This is a genomic window from Ideonella sp. sgz306126, assembly GCF_056032705.1.
In genome coordinates this window covers 292458-309217 of record NZ_JBVYWP010000002.1, presented here as the reverse complement: position 1 = coordinate 309217, position 16760 = coordinate 292458, and the positions used below count along the sequence as shown (strand labels likewise).

Here is a 16760-nt window from a genome sequence, read left to right as displayed (position 1 = left end):
CAGCAACCCAGAGCCCGCCATGACCCTGCCTGCCGCCCCCCGCGCCTTCCCGATCCCCGTGGTGGCCGCCTTCGCGACGAACGAGGACGAGACCCTGGACTACCTGCGCATGCCCTCGGGGATGGACACCTACCGGCCGCCGCTGCTGCCCGAGCCGGAGGCCCTGGCCGGGCACGACAGCGCCGTGCAGGTGCTGCGCCAGGCCGTGCATGCGCTGCAGCAATGCGGGCGCGGCGAGACGCCCGCGCCGGTGCGGCTGGACGGCCTGCCCGAGGCCGATCGGCAACTGATCAACCAGGTGCTGGGCGAGGGCGAGGTCAGCGCCCAGGTGCTGTCGGCGCCGGACGCGGTGGACGGCCGGAGCACGGTGCAGATCCAGGAATCGGTCTTCGCCGGGCTGTGGCGGGTCGTGACCCGCACCGACGATGGCGCGCTGTGCGACACCCTCGAGGCCGGCGCCGTGCCGGCCGTGCTGCGCGAGGCCGCGCGCGAGGACGGCCGCCACCCGCCCGCCGCCATGGCGCCGCCGCCGCACGTGATCAACGCGGCGTCGGTGCTGAGCGAACTGGCCGATCTGCGGCGCCATTGGCAGCCCGGCCAGGCGCCCGCGGTGATCAACCTGAGCCTGCTGCCGATGTCGCCCGAGGACATCGCCTACCTGGACCACCAGCTGGGCACCGGCCGGGTGCTGATCCTGTCGCGCGGCTACGGCAACTGCCGCATCACCGACGCCTGCGTTCCCCACACCTGGCGGGTGGTCTATTACAACTCGCAGGACACCGTGATCCTCAACACCGTCGAGGTCTGCGCCATGCCCGAGGCGGCCTGCGCCGCGCCCGAAGACCTGGCCGATTCGGCCCAGCGCCTGGTCGAGGTGCTGCAATGGGTCGAACAGGCCGGGAGCCGGACATGAGCGCGCCGGGCCGCTCCCAAGCGCGAATCCCGAAGTGCGCAGCGCGGAGGGAGTCCAGTGAGCGCGCCGGGCCGCTCCCAAGCGCGAATCCCGAAGTGCGCAGCGCGGAGGGGAGACCTGTGAGCACGGCGCGCTTCGAAGGCAGCTACCTGGGCGACCGCCAGCGCCTGGCCGCCGGCGCGCGGCTGGAATGCAAGATCTGCTGGTGGGTTTACGATCCCGCCGTGGGCGACGCGCAGTGGCAGATCCCGCCCGGCACGGCGTTCACCGAGCTGCCGCCGCATTGGCGTTGCCCGCAGTGCGATGGCGACGCCGAGCAGTTCATGGTGCTGATGGAACAGGACTGAACCCGTGCCGGATCCCCACCCCGAAGCGGCCGACCGCGTCGCCCTGCTGGAGGCGGTGTTCGACCGCGTGGCCCGCACACGGATGGCCGGCGTGCCGCTGCTGAACCCGGCGTTGCACGTCCGCGCGCTGGGCTTTGCGCCCGGCGCGCTGGAACCCGACCTGCTCGAAGGCGTGCTGGTCACGCCCTGGTTCATGAACCTGCTGCGCCTGCCGCGGCAGGCCGTGGCGGCGGGCGCCCCGGGCTGGCTGGCCGTGGGGCAGTGCGCGGCACGCCCGGTGGGTCCGGCCGCCGCAGGCCCGCGGCTGGACTTCATCGGCCGCTTCGAGCCGGGCCTGGGGGCGTTCGAGGCCGCGTCGCTGTTTTCGCCGATGGCCGAGTTCGCCGACCAGGCGGCGGCGCTGGCGGTCGCGGCGGACGTGCTGCGTCAGCTGCGCCAGCCGCATGCCGCGCCGGCCGCGCCGCAGACCGTGCCGGCGCCGCCCTCGCGCCGCGGTTTTCTGTTCGGCCGCGGCGGCGCCGACGCGAGGGCCGGTGCGCCATGACCCTCGATTGGCAGCACCTGGCCGGCGAGGTCACGCTGCGCCCCGGGCCCGGCACGCACGACACGCTGGTCAGCACCCGGCCGGACCTGGCGCCGCGTCTGGCCAGCGGCCGCCCGGCCGACCGGCTGCCCGATCTGCTCGGCACGTTGTTCGCGCTGTGCTCGCACGCCCACCGCTGGACCGCGCGCCGCGCCGTCGAACGCGCGCTGGGTCGGCCGGACCGGGTCAGCCCGGCCGATCGACAAGCCCATCGCCGTGCCACGCTGCGCGAGCACCTGCTGCGCCTGGGCCACGACTGGCCGCGCCTGGTGCCGTGGCCGGGCACGCCGGCATCGCCATCGGTCCACGAGGCCTTGCGCGACTGTCCCGCCTGGCGCGACGGCGCCGACGCGGACGAGGATCTGTCGGCGCTGCGCGATTGGCTGGACCGGCAGTGGCTGGGCCGCCGTCCGGCCGCCTGGCTGGCGGCTTTCGAGGCGGATCCGCAAGCCTGGCCCGCGCGCTGGTGCATGGACGCCCCAGGCCCGGTGGCGGTCTGGCTGCGCGCCCAGCGAGCGCAGGCGCAGGCGCTGGACGCACCCGGGCCGGCGCTGCGACTGCAGGGCGATGCGGCGATGGCCGAGCTGGCCCGCTGCATGGTCGACCAACCCGGCTTCTGTGCCCGCCCGCACTGGCAGGGCCATCAGCCCGACACCGGACCCTGGTCGCGCGTGGCCGACGGCGGGCCGGGCCAGACCGTGCCGGCGCGCACCGCGTGGGACCGGCTGATCGCCCGGCTGGTCGAGCTGCTGCGGCTGGCCGAGCCCGGCGGCGAGCGGTGGCTGGCGCACGGCGCGCTGGCGCTGGGCCCGGGCGAAGGCCTGGCCTGGACCGAGATGGCGCGCGGCCTGCTGGTGCACCGGGTGCGGCTGGCGGACGGCGCGGGCGGCGAGCCGGTGGTGGCCGACTGCCGGGTGCTGGCGCCGACCGAATGGAACTTCCATTCCGCCGGCGTGCTGGCCCAGGCGCTGCGCCGCTTGCCGGACGACGCGGCCCAGGCGGGCGGGGCGGCGCTGCTGGCCGTGGCCTTCGACCCCTGCGTGCCGTTCCGCATCGCCGGCGGCCCCGCGAAGGCGCAAGATGGCGGCATCGCGTTGGAGAGCGGGTCATGCACGAGTTGAGCTTGGCAGGCGGGATCCTGAAGGTGGTGGAAGACGCCGCCCGGCGCGAAGGCTTTGCGCGCGTCTCGCAGCTGCGGCTGGAGGCGGGCGCGCTGGCGGGCGTCGAGGTTCGCGCGCTGCGTTTCGCGCTCGACGCGCTCAGCCCCGGCACCTGCCTGCAGGGCGCGGCGATCGAGATCGACGAGCCGCCCGGCACCGCCTGGTGCCTGCCCTGCGGCGCGTCGGTCTCGATCGCCAGCCGTGCCGACCCCTGCCCGCGCTGCGGCGGTTTTCAGATTCAACCCACCGGCGGCACCGAGTTGCGCGTGGTGGACTTGCTGGTCCATGACGATCCGGTCGCCCCCGCGACGGCGGCTTGAGGAGAACACCATGTGTGTGGTTTGCGGTTGCGCCGGCGGCGCCTCGACGGTCGAGACCCGGCACGACGCCGCGCAGGGGCACGATCATGGGCACGATCACGCCCATTCCCACGATCACGCACACCCCCATGCGCCGGTGCTCGAGCACGCCGAGACCGCGCTGGCGGTGGACCCGGCCACCGGCGACCTGCACTACGGCGCCGGCGCGGCGCGGGTCTCGGTGCCGGGCATGAGCCAGGCCCGGGCGATCAAGCTCGAAGCCGACGTGCTGGGCGAGAACAACCGGCTGGCCGCGATGAACCGCGCCCATTTCCTGGCCCATGGCGTGACGGCCTACAACCTGGTCTCCAGCCCCGGGTCGGGCAAGACCACGCTGCTGTGCGCCACCATCGAAGCGCTGAAGGCGCGCGCGCCGGCGCTGCCGCTGGCGGTGATCGAGGGCGACCAGCAGACCTCGAACGACGCCGACCGCATCCGCGCCACTGGTGCGCCGGCCATCCAGGTCAACACCGGCAAGGGCTGCCACCTCGACGCGCAGATGGTGGCCGACGCCTTCGGCCGCCTCGGTCTGCACGGCCATGACCACCACCATCACGCTCATTCCCACGAGCACGAGCACGAGCACGAGCACGCTCAAGACCACGATCATGCCGAGGCCGGGTCGCTGCTGTTCATCGAGAACGTCGGCAACCTGGTCTGCCCGGCGATGTGGGACCTGGGCGAGGCCGCCAAGATCGCGATCCTCTCGGTCACCGAGGGCGAGGACAAGCCGATCAAGTACCCCGACATGTTCGCCGCCGCCCGGCTGATGGTGCTGAACAAGGTCGACCTGCTGCCCCACCTCAACTTCGACCTGCCCAAGTGCATCGAGTACGCGCGCCGCGTCAACCCCGGCATCGAGGTGCTGCTGGTTTCGGCCACGCGCGGCGACGGCATGGACGCTTGGATCGACTGGCTGCTGCAGGCCGACGACGCGGCGCCGGCCGGCGCGGTGCCGCCGACCTCGGTCGAGGCCACGCTGCGCCGGCGCATCGCCGAGCTCGAAGCCCAGCTGGCGGCCGCCCGCGCCTGAGGTGATGACGCTGGCCCGCACCGCCTTGCCCCGGCCCGCGCCCGCGCGGGTGCTGGCCTGTGGCGCCTTCCTGAAGAACCGCGCCTGCCTGCTGGAGGGCGACACCGCGTGGTGGTCCGAGCTGCATGGCGACCTGGGCGAGCCGGGCGCCTGCGCGGCACTGGAGCAGTCGGTGGCGGCACTGCGGGCGGCCGCCACCGGACCGATTGCCGCCGTGGCGCACGACCTGCATCCCGATTTCCACTCGACCCGGATCGCGCTGGAGCTGGCCGGCGCGCTCGGCGTGCCCGCGATCGCCGTGCAGCACCACCATGCCCACATCGTCGTGGTCCAGGCCGAACAAGGCCTGGACGGCCCGGTGATCGGCCTCGCGCTGGACGGCGTCGGCCTGGGCACCGATGGCAGCGCCTGGGGTGGTGAAGTGCTGCAGGTGGACGCCTTGGAGCGGGCGCAGCACTGGCAGCGCCGGGCCCATCTGCCCACGCTGCGTCTGCCGGGCGGCGACGTCGCCGCGCGCGAGCCCTGGCGCATGGCGGCCGCGCTGCTGCAGGCCAGCGGCCACGCGGACCGGATCGTGCCGTGGCTGTCGCCGCAGGTCGGCGAGCGCTCGGCGGCCTTGATCGCGCAGATGTTGGCGCGCAGCCTGAACTGTCCGCCCACCACCAGCGCCGGGCGCTGGTTCGATGCGGTCGCGGGCCTGCTGCGGCTGAGCCGGGCGCAGCGCGAGGAGGCCGAGGCCGCGATCGCGCTGGAGCGCTGCGCCACCGACTGGCTCGAAACCCATGCCGTGCCGCCGCTGGACACGCCGTCGCTGGACCTGCTGGCGCGGGTGCCGACCTGGCTCGCGTGGTGCCCGCCGCATGCCGAAGGCGCGGCGCTGGCCGAGGCCCAGGGCCGCGTCGCGGCGCACTTCCATCTCGCGCTGGCCCAGGGTCTGGCGGCCACCGCCGAGGCCGCGGCGCGCGAGGCCGGCGCGGCCACCGTGGTGCTGGGCGGCGGCTGCTTCTTCAACCGGCTGCTGACGCGCGGCGTGCGCCAGGCGCTGGCCCCGACCGGCCTGGCGGTGGCGGCGCCCCAGGCCCTCAGCTGCGGCGACGCCGGCCTGGCGCTGGGCCAGGCCTGGATCGCCGCGTGCACCGTGGCCGACCCCGAATTCCTGTCATCGAAGGACTAGACCCCATGTGCCTTGCCCTGCCGGCCCTGGTGGTCGCCCTGCATGACGCCGACCAGGCCACCGTGGACCTGGGTGGCGTGCGCAAGGCGATCTCGATCGCGCTGACGCCCGAAGCCCGGGTGGGCGACTACGTCATCGTCCATGTCGGCCATGCGATCGGCCTGCTCGACCCCGAGGAGGCGCAGCGCACGCTGGCGCTGTTCGCCGAACTGGCCGCCGCCGAAGGGGCCGCACCGTGAAGCACATCAGCGAATACCGCGACGGCGAGCTGGCCCGCCGGCTGGCTGAGCGCCTGGCCGCCGAGGTGCAGCCCGGCCGCCGCTACAGCTTCATGGAATTCTGCGGCGGCCACACCCATGCGATCTCGCGCTACGGCATCACCGAACTGCTGCCGCCCAGCGTGCGCATGATCCACGGCCCGGGTTGTCCGGTCTGCGTGCTGCCGATCGGCCGGGTCGATCTGGCGATCCGGCTGGCGCTGGAAAAGCAGGTCATGCTGTGCACCTACGGCGACGTGATGCGCGTGCCGGCCTCGGACGGCCTGAGCCTGATGAAGGCCAAGGCGCGTGGCGCCGACATCCGCATGGTGTACTCCGCGGCCGATGCGCTGGCGCTGGCTCGCAGCCACCCGGAGCGCGAGGTGGTGTTCCTGGCGATCGGCTTCGAGACCACCACCCCGCCCACCGCGCTGGTGATCCGCCAGGCCGCGAAGGAGGGCATCGCCAACTTCAGCGTGCTGTGCTGCCACGTGCTGACGCCCAGCGCGATCACGCACATCCTGGAGAGCCCCGAGGTGCGCCGCTACGGCACCGTGCCGATCGACGGCTTCATCGGCCCGGCACACGTCAGCATCGTGATCGGCTCCCAGCCTTACGCGCATTTCGCCGAGGAATACCGCAAGCCGGTGGTGATCGCCGGCTTCGAGCCGCTGGACGTGATGCAGGCCATCCTGATGCTGGTGCGCCAGGTCAACCAGGGCCGCGCCGAGGTCGAGAACGAGTTCACCCGCGCCGTCACACCCGAGGGCAACCAGGCCGCGCAGGCGGTGGTCAGCGAGGTGTTCGAGCTGCGCAGCCATTTCGAGTGGCGCGGCCTGGGCGAGGTGCCGTACAGCGCGCTGAAGATCCGGCCGGCCTTGGCTGCCTTCGATGCCGAGCAGCGCTTCGCGCTGCACTACACGCCGGTGCCCGACCACAAGCAATGCGAATGCGGCGCGATCCTGCGCGGCGTCAAGCGGCCGCAGGACTGCAAGTTGTTCGGCAACGTCTGCACGCCCGAGAACCCGATCGGCTCGTGCATGGTGTCGAGCGAGGGGGCTTGCGCGGCCCATTATTCGTATGGCCGTTTCCGCGACATCCCGGTCGTTGCGGCCTGATCCCGAGACCGCCTCATGAGTCTGAAGAAAAACTATGTACGGCCGCTCGACCTGCGCGGCGGCCGCATCGACATGAACCACGGCGCCGGTGGCCGGGCCGGTGCGCAGCTGATCGCCGAGGTCTTCGCCCGCGCCTTCGACAACGAGTTCCTGCGCCAGGGCGACGACGGTGCGTGCCTGCCGCCGCTGCCGACCGGCCATCAGCTGGTGATGGCCACCGACGGCCACGTGATCTCGCCGCTGTTCTTTCCGGGTGGCGACATCGGCTGCCTGTCAGTGCACGGCACGGTCAACGACCTGGCGATGATGGGGGCGACGCCGCTGTACCTGGCGGCCAGCTTCATCCTCGAAGAGGGCTTCGCGCTGGCCGACCTGAAGCGCATCGTCGACTCGATGGCGGCGGCCGCGCGCGAGGCCGGCGTGCCGGTGGTCACCGGCGACACCAAGGTGGTCGAGCAGGGCAAGGGCGACGGCGTGTTCATCAGCACCACCGGCGTCGGCGCGCTGCCGCCGGGCCGCCGTCTCGGCGGCGCCCGGGCGCGTGCGGGCGACGTGCTGATCGTCTCGGGCACGATAGGCGAGCACGGGGTGGCGGTGCTGTCGCAGCGCGAATCGCTGGAATTCGAGACCGCGATCGTCTCCGACACCGCGGCGCTGCACACGCTGGTGGCTCAGCTGTTGGCGGCGGCGCCCGAAGGCGCGGTGCATGCCTTGCGCGACCCGACCCGCGGCGGCCTGGCCACGACGCTCAACGAGATCGCCGCGCAGTCGGGCGTGGGCATGCTGCTGGACGAGGCGGCGATCCCCATCCTGCCGCAGGTCGACGCGGCCTGCGAGCTGCTGGGCCTCGATCCGCTCTACATCGCCAACGAGGGCAAGCTGGTCGCGGTCGTCGCACCCGAGGCCGCCGACAGCGTGCTCGGCGCGATGCGTGCCCACCCGCTGGGCCACGCGGCCGCACGCATCGGCACCGTCACCGTCGACCCGCAGCACTTCGTGCAGATGGCCACCCGCTTCGGCGGCCGGCGCGTGGTGGACTGGCTCAGCGGCGAGCCGCTGCCGCGGATCTGCTGAACCGCCGAGGTGGCCAGGGTGAAGACCGTGCGAGGGATCTCGGTGCCCAAGAGGCCGCTGGAGCCGGTGCAGACCGTTCCCGGCCGAACGATGAACCGTCCGGTCTGCTGATGCGCATCCTGCTGTTGTGCCATCTCTTCAACAGCCTGTCCCAGCGCCTGTTCGTCGACCTGCGCGAGGCGGGTCACACGGTCTCGGTCGAGCTCGACATCGCCGACGCGGTGACCGAGGAGGCGGTGGCGCTGTTCCAGCCCGACGTGGTGCTGGCGCCGTTCCTGAAGCGCAAGATCCCCGAGTCGGTGTGGCGCACCCGGTGCTGCCTGGTGGTGCACCCCGGGCCGCCCGGCGACCGCGGTCCCAGCGCGCTGGACTGGGCGCTGATGCGTCGGCACCGGCGCTGGGGCGTGACGGTGCTGCAGGCCGACGGCGATTTCGATGCCGGGCCGGTCTGGGCCCACGCGGACTTCGCGCTGCGCGAGGACACCAAATCCAGCGTCTACCGCCGCGAGCTGGGGCAGGCGGCGGTGCTGGCCGTGCGCGAGGCGCTGCAGCGCGGCGCCGCGCTGCCGTCCGGGCCCGAGGCGGCGGCGACCGGGCCGATGGGCTGGCAGCCCTGGATGACCCCGGCCGATCGCGCCGTCGACTGGGCCCGCCACGATGGCGCGACGCTGCTGCGCCACCTGCGTGCCGCCGACGGCGCGCCGGGCGTGGTGGCGGCCTTGTTCGGCGAGCCGGTCCGGCTGTTCGACGCCCATCCGGCCAGCGCAGACGCGCTGGCGCGCAGCGGCGGCGCCGCGGCCCGGCCCGGTGCGGCGATCGCGCGGCGCGGCCCGGCCGTGCTGGTGCGCACCGTCGATGGCGCGATCTGGGTCGGCCAGGTGCGCCGCGCTGCGGCCGCGTCCGGCGCGGGCACGTTGAAGCTGGCCGCCACCCGCGCCTTCGCCATCGAGGCGGCGGCCCTGCCCGAGTTGCCGGTGCCACTGATGCGCGACGCCGCCGAATGGGACGAGTTGCACTACGAGGAATCCGGGCCACCGTCGGCGCGCGTGGGCTGGCTCGGATTCGCCTTTCACAATGGCGCGATGAGCACCCGCCAATGCCAGCGCCTGCGCGATGCGCTGTGCGAACTGCGCCAGCGCCCGATGGCGGTGCTGGTGCTGGCGGGCGGACCGGATTTCTTCTCGAACGGCATCCACCTGCACGATATCGAGGCCTCGGCCGAGGTGGCGGGCGACAGCGCCGCCGATGCGTCCTGGCGCAACATCGAGGCGATGGACGACGTGGCGCTGGAACTGCTGACGCTGACCGACCGGCTGACCGTGGCGGCGCTGCGCGGCAACGCCGGCGCCGGCGGCTGTTTTCTCGCGCTGGCGGCCGATCAGGTCTGGTCGCATGCGGGCGTGGTGCTGAACCCGCACTACAAGAACATGGGCAACCTGTACGGGTCGGAATACTGGACCTACACCTTGCCGCGCCGGGTCGGCGCCGAGGCGGCGAATCGCATCACCCAGCAGCGGCTGCCGCTGGGCGCCGCCGAGGCGCAGCGGCTGGGCCTGCTGGACGCGGTGCTCGCGGCCGATGCCGCCGGCTTCGAGGCCGCGGCCCGCCAGGCCGCGCAGGCGCTGGCCACGGCCCCCGGCGGAGCTGCCAGAATCGCGGCCAAGCGTGAACGCCGCGCGGCCGACGAGGCGCTCAAGCCGCTGGCGGCCTACCGCAGCGAGGAGTTGCAACGCATGCACCGCAACTTCTACGGCTTCGACCCGAGCTATCACGTGGCGCGCCACCACTTCGTCTACCGCAAGCCCCTGGCCTGGACGCCACGCCACCTCGCGGTGCATCGCTGAGCGCAGCGCCCCACCGACCTGCCGAACCCCCTTGATGAACGCCGCCGACGCCCCGCCCTCGATCGCTGCCGACCTGCCGGTGGTGCTGCTGGTCGACGACGAGGTTCGCTCGCTCGATGCGATGCGGCGCACGCTGGACGAGGAGTTCCGCATCGTCACCGCCAGCAGCGCCGAGGCGGCTCGCGAGGCGCTGCAGCAGCAGGCGGTCGCGGTGATCCTGTGCGACCAGCGCATGCCGGGGCTGACCGGGGTCGAGTTCCTGAAGGAGGTGCGTGAGCGCTGGCCCGACACGGTGCGCATCGTGATCTCGGGCTACACCGACAGCGAGGACATCATCGCCGGCGTCAACGAGGCCGGCATCTACCAGTACGTGCTCAAGCCCTGGGTGCCGGACCACCTGCTGCAGACCGTGCGCACCGCGGCCGAGGCGCGTTCGCTGCAGCAAGGCCTGTCGCGGCTGGAGATCGAACTGCGCACCGGCGCGCCGGTGCTGCGCGCGCGCAGCCGCCAGAAGCTGGGCGAGGCTCGCGCGGCCTTCGATTTCGAGCGCATCGTGCGGGCGCCGGGCAGCCCGCTGGACGCGGTCTGCGAGATGGCCTCGCGCATCGCCCGCTACGACCTGCCGGTGCTGATCCTGGGCGAGTCGGGCACCGGCAAGGAGTTGCTGGCGCGCGCGCTGCACTACGCGTCGCCGCGCCACGCCGGCGCCTTCGTGCTCGAGAACTGCGCGGCGATCCCCGACACGTTGCTGGAGTCCGAGCTCTTCGGCCACAAGCGCGGCGCCTTCACCGGCGCGTATGAGGACCACGTCGGCCTGTTCCAGCGCGCGCACGGCGGCACCGTCTTCCTCGACGAGATCGGCGAGACCTCGCCGGCCTTCCAGGTCAAGCTGCTGCGGGTCCTGCAGGAAGGCGAGCTGCGGCCGGTCGGCTCGACCCGCTCGCTGCCGGTGGACGTGCGGGTGATCGCCGCCACCCACCGCCAGCTCGAAGACGAGGTGCACGCCGGGCGCTTCCGCGAGGACTTGTACTACCGCATCGCCGGCGTCACGCTGCACATGCCGGCGCTGCGCGAGCGTGCCGGCGACATCGCGCCGATCGCCGAACGGCTGCTGGTCGACGTCGCGCGCGAACTGGGGCGGCCGACGCTGGCCCTGGAGGCCGAGGCCCTGGCCCGCCTGCAGGCCTACCCCTGGCCCGGCAACATCCGCGAGCTGCGCAACGAGATCGCCCGTGCCGCGGCCCTCAGCGACGGCGCGCGCATCGGCGCCGAGGCCTTCTCGGCGCGGGTGCTGCAAGGGCCGGCCGGCCCGCGTCCGGCGTCACCGGCCGTGCCGGCGGCGGCGGCCGGCACGACGCTGCAGGAGCGGCTCGATGTCCTGGAGGCGCATGTGCTGGGCGAGGCCTTGCTGCGCCATCGCTGGAACAAGACCCGGGTCGCGGCCGAGCTGGGCTTGTCGCGGGTCGGCCTGCGGGCCAAGCTCAGGCGCTTCGGCCTGGAGCCGCAGCCATGACGCTGCCGCCCGTCGCCGGCTCAGCCGTCCAGCACGCAGCGGTTGCGGCCGGCTTGCTTGGCGCGGTAGAGCGCCTGGTCGGCGCGTTCGATCAGGCGCTGGTAATCGGGGTGGCCGTCATGCGCGGCCACGCCGACGCTGATGCTGGCCTTGAGCGTCTGCGCGTTGGACAGCAGAAAGGTCTCCTGCTCGACCGCGTGGCGGATCTTCTCGGCCACCTGCAGCGCCTGGGCCGGGCTCAGTTCGACGGCGATGACCAGGAACTCCTCGCCGCCGTAGCGGAACACGAAGTCGCCGCTGCGAACCGCGTTCACCAGCACGTTACCCAGGTGCTGCAACACGCGATCGCCGGCGTCGTGACCGTGGCGGTCGTTGATGTCCTTGAAGTGGTCGACATCGATCAGCAGCAGCGAAAACTCCTTGCGGGCCTGCCGGCTCAGCTCGATTTCGCGGCCCAGGATGGACGGCAGAAAGCGCCGGTTCAGCAACTGGGTCAGCGCGTCGCGACCGACCTCCATGTCGACCAGGTGGTCGAACAGGCTGTCCTTCAAGTAGCGGATCTGCCTCACCTCGGACGACACGCCGCGCAGCAGGCGGCGCAGCTCCTCGCCGCCGGGCTGGTTCAGCTCGCGCTGGCACAGTGGCAGCAGGGCGCCGTCGATGCGGTCCATCGCCTCGATGATGCCTTGGAGTTCGCTGCCGCGGCTGAACAGGGCGGCTGCCTTGTGCCGTATCCACAGTCCGAAGGACGACTGGCCGATCGGCGGCAGCGCATCTTCCACGCGCCCGCTCATCACCTGCTGCAGCACCTGGTTCTCCCAGTTCAGCAGGGCGGTGCGCTGGCGCTCGCGCTCCAGCGACATGTTCATGCTCGACACGAAGGTGCGGTAGGACTCGTCGGCGCGCGCAGCCACCTCGTGCGAGCTGAAGTATTGCGCCGACATCGCCTCCACCGCCAGGTCGATCAGCTCGCTCGCGGCGATGACGGCTTCGATGTGGACGGCGCTCACGCTGGCGGGCCCCAGCAGCCGGTGAGCCACGCCTTGCTTGATCTGACGGGCACCCCGCATCACCAGGTCGCCGCGCACGCCGATGCGTGCATGCACCGTGCCGACGTGGCGCTGCAGCGCCAGCTGCTCGTCCACGGCGGCCTCGTCCCAGCGCCCCAGCAGGCCGGCCACCCAGCGTCCCATCGAGGCGCGCAGCCGGCTGTCCACCACCTCGTGGGTCAGGAAGGCGCGCGCGTCCGGATCGGCCAGCATCGCGCCGTAGAACAGGTCGGCGAGTTCGCCGGCGTCGCTGCGGGCCAGCGCCACGAGCAAGGCCTGTGCCGGCGCAGACGTGTTCGCCTGCACCGCCAGCCACTGCTGTCGAAGGACGGTGTCTTGAACGGGGCGATCGGCGGCCGGAAGGGTCATCGGAGCAGGCGTGCGAGGGTGGCGGGCCGCCAAGATAGCATGGGCGCCTGTGCCCTTGTCCCGGGAGTCCGCCGATGTGCGCGCTGAACGTGTTGTGGCTGCAGAGCGGCGGTTGCGGCGGCTGCAGCATGTCCTTGCTGAACGCCGACACCGCCGATTTCGCCGGGCTGTGGCAGCAGGCCGGGCTGAACCTGCTGTGGCACCCGTCGCTGTCGCTCGAATCGGGCGGCGAGTTGCTGGCCTTGCTGGACGATTGCCTGGCCGGACGGCAGCGGCTGGACCTGCTGTGCGTCGAAGGCTCGCTGCTGCGCGGCCCGAACGGTAGCGGCCGCTTCCACCTGCTGGCGGGCAGCGGCCTGCCCATGACGCAGTGGGTCGAGCGCCTGGCCGCGGTGTCGCGGCACGTGCTGGCGGTCGGCTCCTGCGCGGCCTGGGGCGGCATCACCGCCGGCGGGCCCAACCCGACCGAGGCCTGCGGCCTGCAGTACGACGACGACCGCCCCGGCGGCCTGCTGGGCGCCGATTTTCGCGGCACGGCCGGGCTGCCGGTGATCAACGTGGCCGGCTGCCCGACCCACCCGGGCTGGGTGATGGACACGCTGATGGCGTTGGCCGCAGGCCAGTTGGCCGAGGCCGATCTGGATCCGCTGAACCGGCCGCGCTTCTATGCCGACCAGCTGGTGCACCACGGTTGCACCCGCAACGAGTTCTACGAGTTCAAGGCCAGCGCCGAGAAGCCCTCTGATCTGGGCTGCATGATGGAGCACCTGGGCTGCAAGGGCACGCAGGCCCATGCCGACTGCAACACCCGGCTGTGGAACGGCGAGGGCAGCTGCACGCGCGGCGGCTATGCCTGCATCAGCTGCACCGAACCCGGCTTCCAGGATCCGGGCCACCCCTTCCATGCCACGCCCAAGCTGGCCGGCATCCCGATCGGCCTGCCGACCGACATGCCCAAGGCCTGGTTCGTCGCGCTGGCTTCGCTGTCCAAGAGCGCGACGCCCAGGCGGGTGCGGCAGAACGCCACCGCCGACCACATCGTCGTGGCACCCGCCGTGCGCCGCACCCGGCTGAAATGACCGACGACGCGAGCGCGCCGCGCCGGCTGGTGGTCGGGCCGTTCAACCGGGTCGAGGGCGACCTGGAGGTGGCGCTGACGGTGGCCGACGGCCGGGTCGGCGAGGCGCGGATCACCGCCACGATGTACCGCGGCTTCGAGCAGATCCTGCCCGGCCGAGATCCGCACGACGCGCTGGTGATCGTGCCGCGCATCTGCGGCATCTGCTCGGTCTCGCAATCGGTGGCCGCCGCGCGCGCGCTGGCCGATGCCGCCGGCGTGGCGCCGCCGCCCAACGGCGAGCACGCGATCAACCTGATGCTGGCGTGCGAGAACCTGGCCGACCACCTGACCCATTTCTACCTGTTCTTCATGCCCGATTTCAGCCGCGGCGCCTATGTCCGGCGCCCCTGGCACGGCGAGGCGCTGCAGCGTTTCGCGGCCCTGGGCGCGGGCGGCGGCGGGGCCCATGCCCGCGCCGCCACCGCGGCCCGCCAGCGCTGGTTCACGCTGATGGGCACGCTGGGTGGCAAGTGGCCGCACACCCAGAGCGTGCTGCCCGGCGGCTCGTCGCGCGCGATCGAGGCGTCCGAGCGCATCCGCCTGCTGGCGCGGGTGCGCGAGTTCCGCGCCTTTCTCGAATCGACCTTGTACGGTGCCCCGCTCGAAGAGGTGGCGGCGCTCGACAGCGAAGCCGCGCTGCAGGCCTGGCGCGCGCGCGAGCCGCTGCGCGGCGACCTGCGGCTGTTCCTCACGATCGCCGACGATCTGCAGCTGGAACGCCTGGGAGTCGGTCCCGGCCGCTACCTGAGCTACGGCGCCTATCGCCAGCCGGGCGGCGAGCCGCTGCTGGCCCAGGGCGTGTGGGACGCGGCGGCGTGCGCCCGCCGGCCGGTGGCGTGGGACGCGATCCGCGAAGACGCCCGCCACGCCTGGCTCAGCGACGCCGGCGGCGCGCTGCACCCCCGCCACGGCCGCACCGAGCCGCAGGCCGACAAGCCCGGTGCCTACAGCTGGAACAAGGCCCCGCGGCTGGACGGCGAGGTGGTGGAAACCGGCGCGATCGCGCGCCAGCTCGTCAACGGCCAGGGCTTGCTGCGCGACGCGGTGGCGCGCAGCGGCGGCAACGTGCGCACCCGGGTGCTGGCGCGGCTGGTCGAGCTGGCCGCCGTGGTGCCGCAGATGGAGCGCTGGCTGGCGGCGATCGTGCCCGGCGAGCCGTTTCACGTCGCGCACGCGCTGCCGCCGGACGCCGACGGCTGTGGCCACACCGAAGCCGCGCGCGGCGCGCTGGGCCACTGGTTGAGCGTGCGCGGCGGCAAGCTGGCGGCCTACCAGATCGTCGCGCCGACCAGCTGGAATTTTTCGCCGCGCGACGCCGCCGGCGTGCCCGGGGCGCTGGAGGCGGCGCTGGTGGGCACCCCGGTCGAGCCGGGCGAGACCACGCCGGTGGCGGTGCAGCATGTGGTGCGCTCGTTCGATCCGTGCATGGTCTGCACGGTGCATTGAGCGGCCCGCCTCTGGCAGACTGGCGGCCTGATGATCCGTTCACTGCTGCACCCTACCGGCCCGCTGTCGGCGCCCAGTCCCGAAATGGAGGGCGTTGACGAGTCGACCTGGCTGGACGTGATCCACAAGATGGACGAGGTCTATTCGCAGCTGGTCGCCGACGAGGTCGCACTGGAAGAAAAAAACAGCGAGCTGGAACAGTCGCAGCAGTTCATCTTCAGCCTGTTGACGGCGATGAGCGACGTGCTGGCCGCCTGCAACCCCGCCGGCCGGATCGAGGAGACCAATGCCGCGCTGTGCGAACTGGTGGGCCGCCCCGACGCCGAGCTGCGCGGCCTGCCGCTGGACGCGCTGACCGCCGACGCGGCGAGCGCCGCGCGCCTGCACCATGTGCTCGAGACGCCGGCGCTGCAGCGCAGCGGCACCGTGGTCGAGCTGGAGTTGCGCGATGCGCAGGGCCAGACGGTGCCGGTGGACTTCAACTGCACGCCGCGGCTGGACGCGACCGGCCGGCGCGCCGGCTGGGTCTTCGTCGGCCGGCCGATGGGCGAGATCAAGCGCGCCTACCACCAGCTGCGCGAGGCGCACGAGGCCTTGAAGCGCACCCAGCAGCAGCTGCTGCACTCCGAGAAGATGGCCTCGCTGGGCCGGCTGGTGGCCGGCGTGGCGCACGAGCTCAACAACCCGATCAGCTTCGTGCTGGGCAACGTCCACGCGCTGCAGCGCTACACCGAGCGGCTGCGCAGCTACCTGGCGGCGATCCACGCCCGGGCGCCGGCCGAGGAGCAGGCGGCCTTGCGCGCCCGCCTGCGCATCGATCATCTGCTGGACGACCTGCCTTCGCTGATGGAAGGCACGCTCGAAGGCGCGCAGCGCACCGCCGACATCGTCCACGGCCTGAAGCGCTTCTCGGCGGTCGACCGCGAGGACCGCCAGCCGGTGGACCTGAACGGCGTGATCGAGCGCGCGATCCACTGGGTGCGCAAGGGCACGGCGCCGGCGCTGGACGTGCACTGGGCGCCCGGCCCGCCGTGCGAGGTGCTGGGCAGCGCCGGCCAGTTGCTGCAGGTGATGATGAACCTGATCCAGAACGCCTACGACGCCGCCAGCAACCGGCCCGGCGTGGCGCCGGCACTGTGGATCGACGGCGACTGCGACGGCAGCACCGCCCGTCTGCGCTTTCGCGACAACGGCCCGGGCATCGCGCCCGAGCATCTGGGGCGCCTCTTCGAACCCTTCTTCACCACCAAGCCGGTGGGCCGCGGCACCGGCCTGGGCCTGTCGATCAGCTACGGCATCGTCGAGCAGCATGGCGGCCGACTCAGCGCCGAGAACCACCCGGACGGCGGCTCGGTCTTCACGCTGGAGCTGCCGCTGCGGGCCGCCTGAACCCTGCGAGCG

16 protein-coding genes are annotated in these 16760 nt (G+C 72.8%); 15 read left to right on the top strand and 1 reads right to left on the bottom strand.

Annotated features, from left to right (window positions below; all coding sequences use genetic code 11):
- Window positions 1–19 precede the first annotated feature (19 nt).
- The 12 genes from AC0N04_RS05835 to AC0N04_RS05780 all read left to right on the top strand — a co-directional run bounded on the left by AC0N04_RS05835 (window position 20) and on the right by AC0N04_RS05780 (window position 11375).
- Window positions 20–913, top strand: a complete 894-nt coding sequence (locus AC0N04_RS05835) for a hydrogenase expression/formation protein (RefSeq protein ID WP_474279621.1) — start codon at window positions 20–22, stop codon at window positions 911–913.
- A 119-nt stretch (window positions 914–1032) separates the two neighbouring features.
- A complete protein-coding gene (locus tag AC0N04_RS05830; RefSeq protein ID WP_474279619.1) occupies window positions 1033–1260 on the top strand; it encodes a rubredoxin in 228 nt (75 codons plus the stop codon).
- 4 nt (window positions 1261–1264) lie between these two features.
- A complete protein-coding gene (hybE, locus tag AC0N04_RS05825) occupies window positions 1265–1804 on the top strand; it encodes a [NiFe]-hydrogenase assembly chaperone HybE (RefSeq protein ID WP_474279617.1) in 540 nt (179 codons plus the stop codon).
- Window positions 1801–2964 (top strand): serine/threonine-protein kinase, encoded by a 1164-nt coding sequence (locus tag AC0N04_RS05820; protein WP_474279615.1) that lies wholly within the window; start codon window positions 1801–1803, stop codon window positions 2962–2964. Before hybE ends, AC0N04_RS05820 begins: the two co-directional genes overlap by 4 nt.
- Window positions 2952–3323, top strand: a complete 372-nt coding sequence (locus tag AC0N04_RS05815) for a hydrogenase maturation nickel metallochaperone HypA/HybF (RefSeq protein WP_474279613.1) — start codon at window positions 2952–2954, stop codon at window positions 3321–3323. The genes AC0N04_RS05820 and AC0N04_RS05815 overlap by 13 nt, the downstream gene beginning before the upstream one ends.
- Before the next feature lie 10 nt (window positions 3324–3333).
- On the top strand, window positions 3334–4395 hold the full coding sequence (gene hypB / locus AC0N04_RS05810; protein ID WP_474279612.1) for a hydrogenase nickel incorporation protein HypB: 1062 nt from the start codon (window positions 3334–3336) through the stop codon (window positions 4393–4395).
- 4 nt (window positions 4396–4399) lie between these two features.
- Window positions 4400–5569 (top strand): Kae1-like domain-containing protein, encoded by a 1170-nt coding sequence (locus AC0N04_RS05805; protein WP_474279610.1) that lies wholly within the window; start codon window positions 4400–4402, stop codon window positions 5567–5569.
- Between the two features lie 5 nt (window positions 5570–5574).
- Window positions 5575–5808 carry a HypC/HybG/HupF family hydrogenase formation chaperone gene (locus AC0N04_RS05800; protein ID WP_474279608.1) on the top strand — a complete coding sequence of 78 codons (234 nt, stop codon included), beginning with the start codon at window positions 5575–5577 and terminating at the stop codon, window positions 5806–5808.
- On the top strand, window positions 5805–6944 hold the full coding sequence (hypD, locus tag AC0N04_RS05795; protein WP_474279606.1) for a hydrogenase formation protein HypD: 1140 nt from the start codon (window positions 5805–5807) through the stop codon (window positions 6942–6944). The genes AC0N04_RS05800 and hypD overlap by 4 nt, the downstream gene beginning before the upstream one ends.
- A 15-nt stretch (window positions 6945–6959) precedes the next feature.
- On the top strand, window positions 6960–8018 hold the full coding sequence (hypE, locus tag AC0N04_RS05790; RefSeq protein ID WP_474279604.1) for a hydrogenase expression/formation protein HypE: 1059 nt from the start codon (window positions 6960–6962) through the stop codon (window positions 8016–8018).
- A 110-nt stretch (window positions 8019–8128) separates the two neighbouring features.
- Window positions 8129–9862 (top strand): enoyl-CoA hydratase-related protein, encoded by a 1734-nt coding sequence (locus AC0N04_RS05785; RefSeq protein ID WP_474279602.1) that lies wholly within the window; start codon window positions 8129–8131, stop codon window positions 9860–9862.
- A gap of 34 nt (window positions 9863–9896) precedes the next feature.
- Entirely contained in the window at window positions 9897–11375 is a 1479-nt protein-coding gene (locus AC0N04_RS05780; protein ID WP_474279600.1) for a sigma-54-dependent transcriptional regulator, read from the top strand.
- Window positions 11376–11395: 20 nt separating this feature from the next.
- Here the strand turns inward: AC0N04_RS05780 and AC0N04_RS05775 are convergent, their stop codons facing one another.
- The gene (locus AC0N04_RS05775; protein ID WP_474279598.1) at window positions 11396–12793 is read right to left on the bottom strand and encodes a GGDEF domain-containing protein; all 1398 of its coding nucleotides are present in this window, start codon (window positions 12791–12793) and stop codon (window positions 11396–11398) included.
- 74 nt (window positions 12794–12867) lie between these two features.
- Here AC0N04_RS05775 and AC0N04_RS05770 point away from each other — a divergent pair, with 74 nt between their 5' ends.
- Genes AC0N04_RS05770 through AC0N04_RS05760 form a run of 3 tightly spaced genes read left to right on the top strand, consistent with a single transcriptional unit; the run spans window position 12868 to window position 16748 of the window.
- Window positions 12868–13872 carry an NADH-quinone oxidoreductase subunit B family protein gene (locus tag AC0N04_RS05770; protein ID WP_474279596.1) on the top strand — a complete coding sequence of 335 codons (1005 nt, stop codon included), beginning with the start codon at window positions 12868–12870 and terminating at the stop codon, window positions 13870–13872.
- A complete protein-coding gene (locus tag AC0N04_RS05765; protein ID WP_474279594.1) occupies window positions 13869–15359 on the top strand; it encodes a nickel-dependent hydrogenase large subunit in 1491 nt (496 codons plus the stop codon). Before AC0N04_RS05770 ends, AC0N04_RS05765 begins: the two co-directional genes overlap by 4 nt.
- A gap of 30 nt (window positions 15360–15389) precedes the next feature.
- Window positions 15390–16748, top strand: a complete 1359-nt coding sequence (locus AC0N04_RS05760; RefSeq protein WP_474279592.1) for a sensor histidine kinase — start codon at window positions 15390–15392, stop codon at window positions 16746–16748.
- The last annotated feature ends 12 nt before the right edge of the window (window positions 16749–16760 follow it).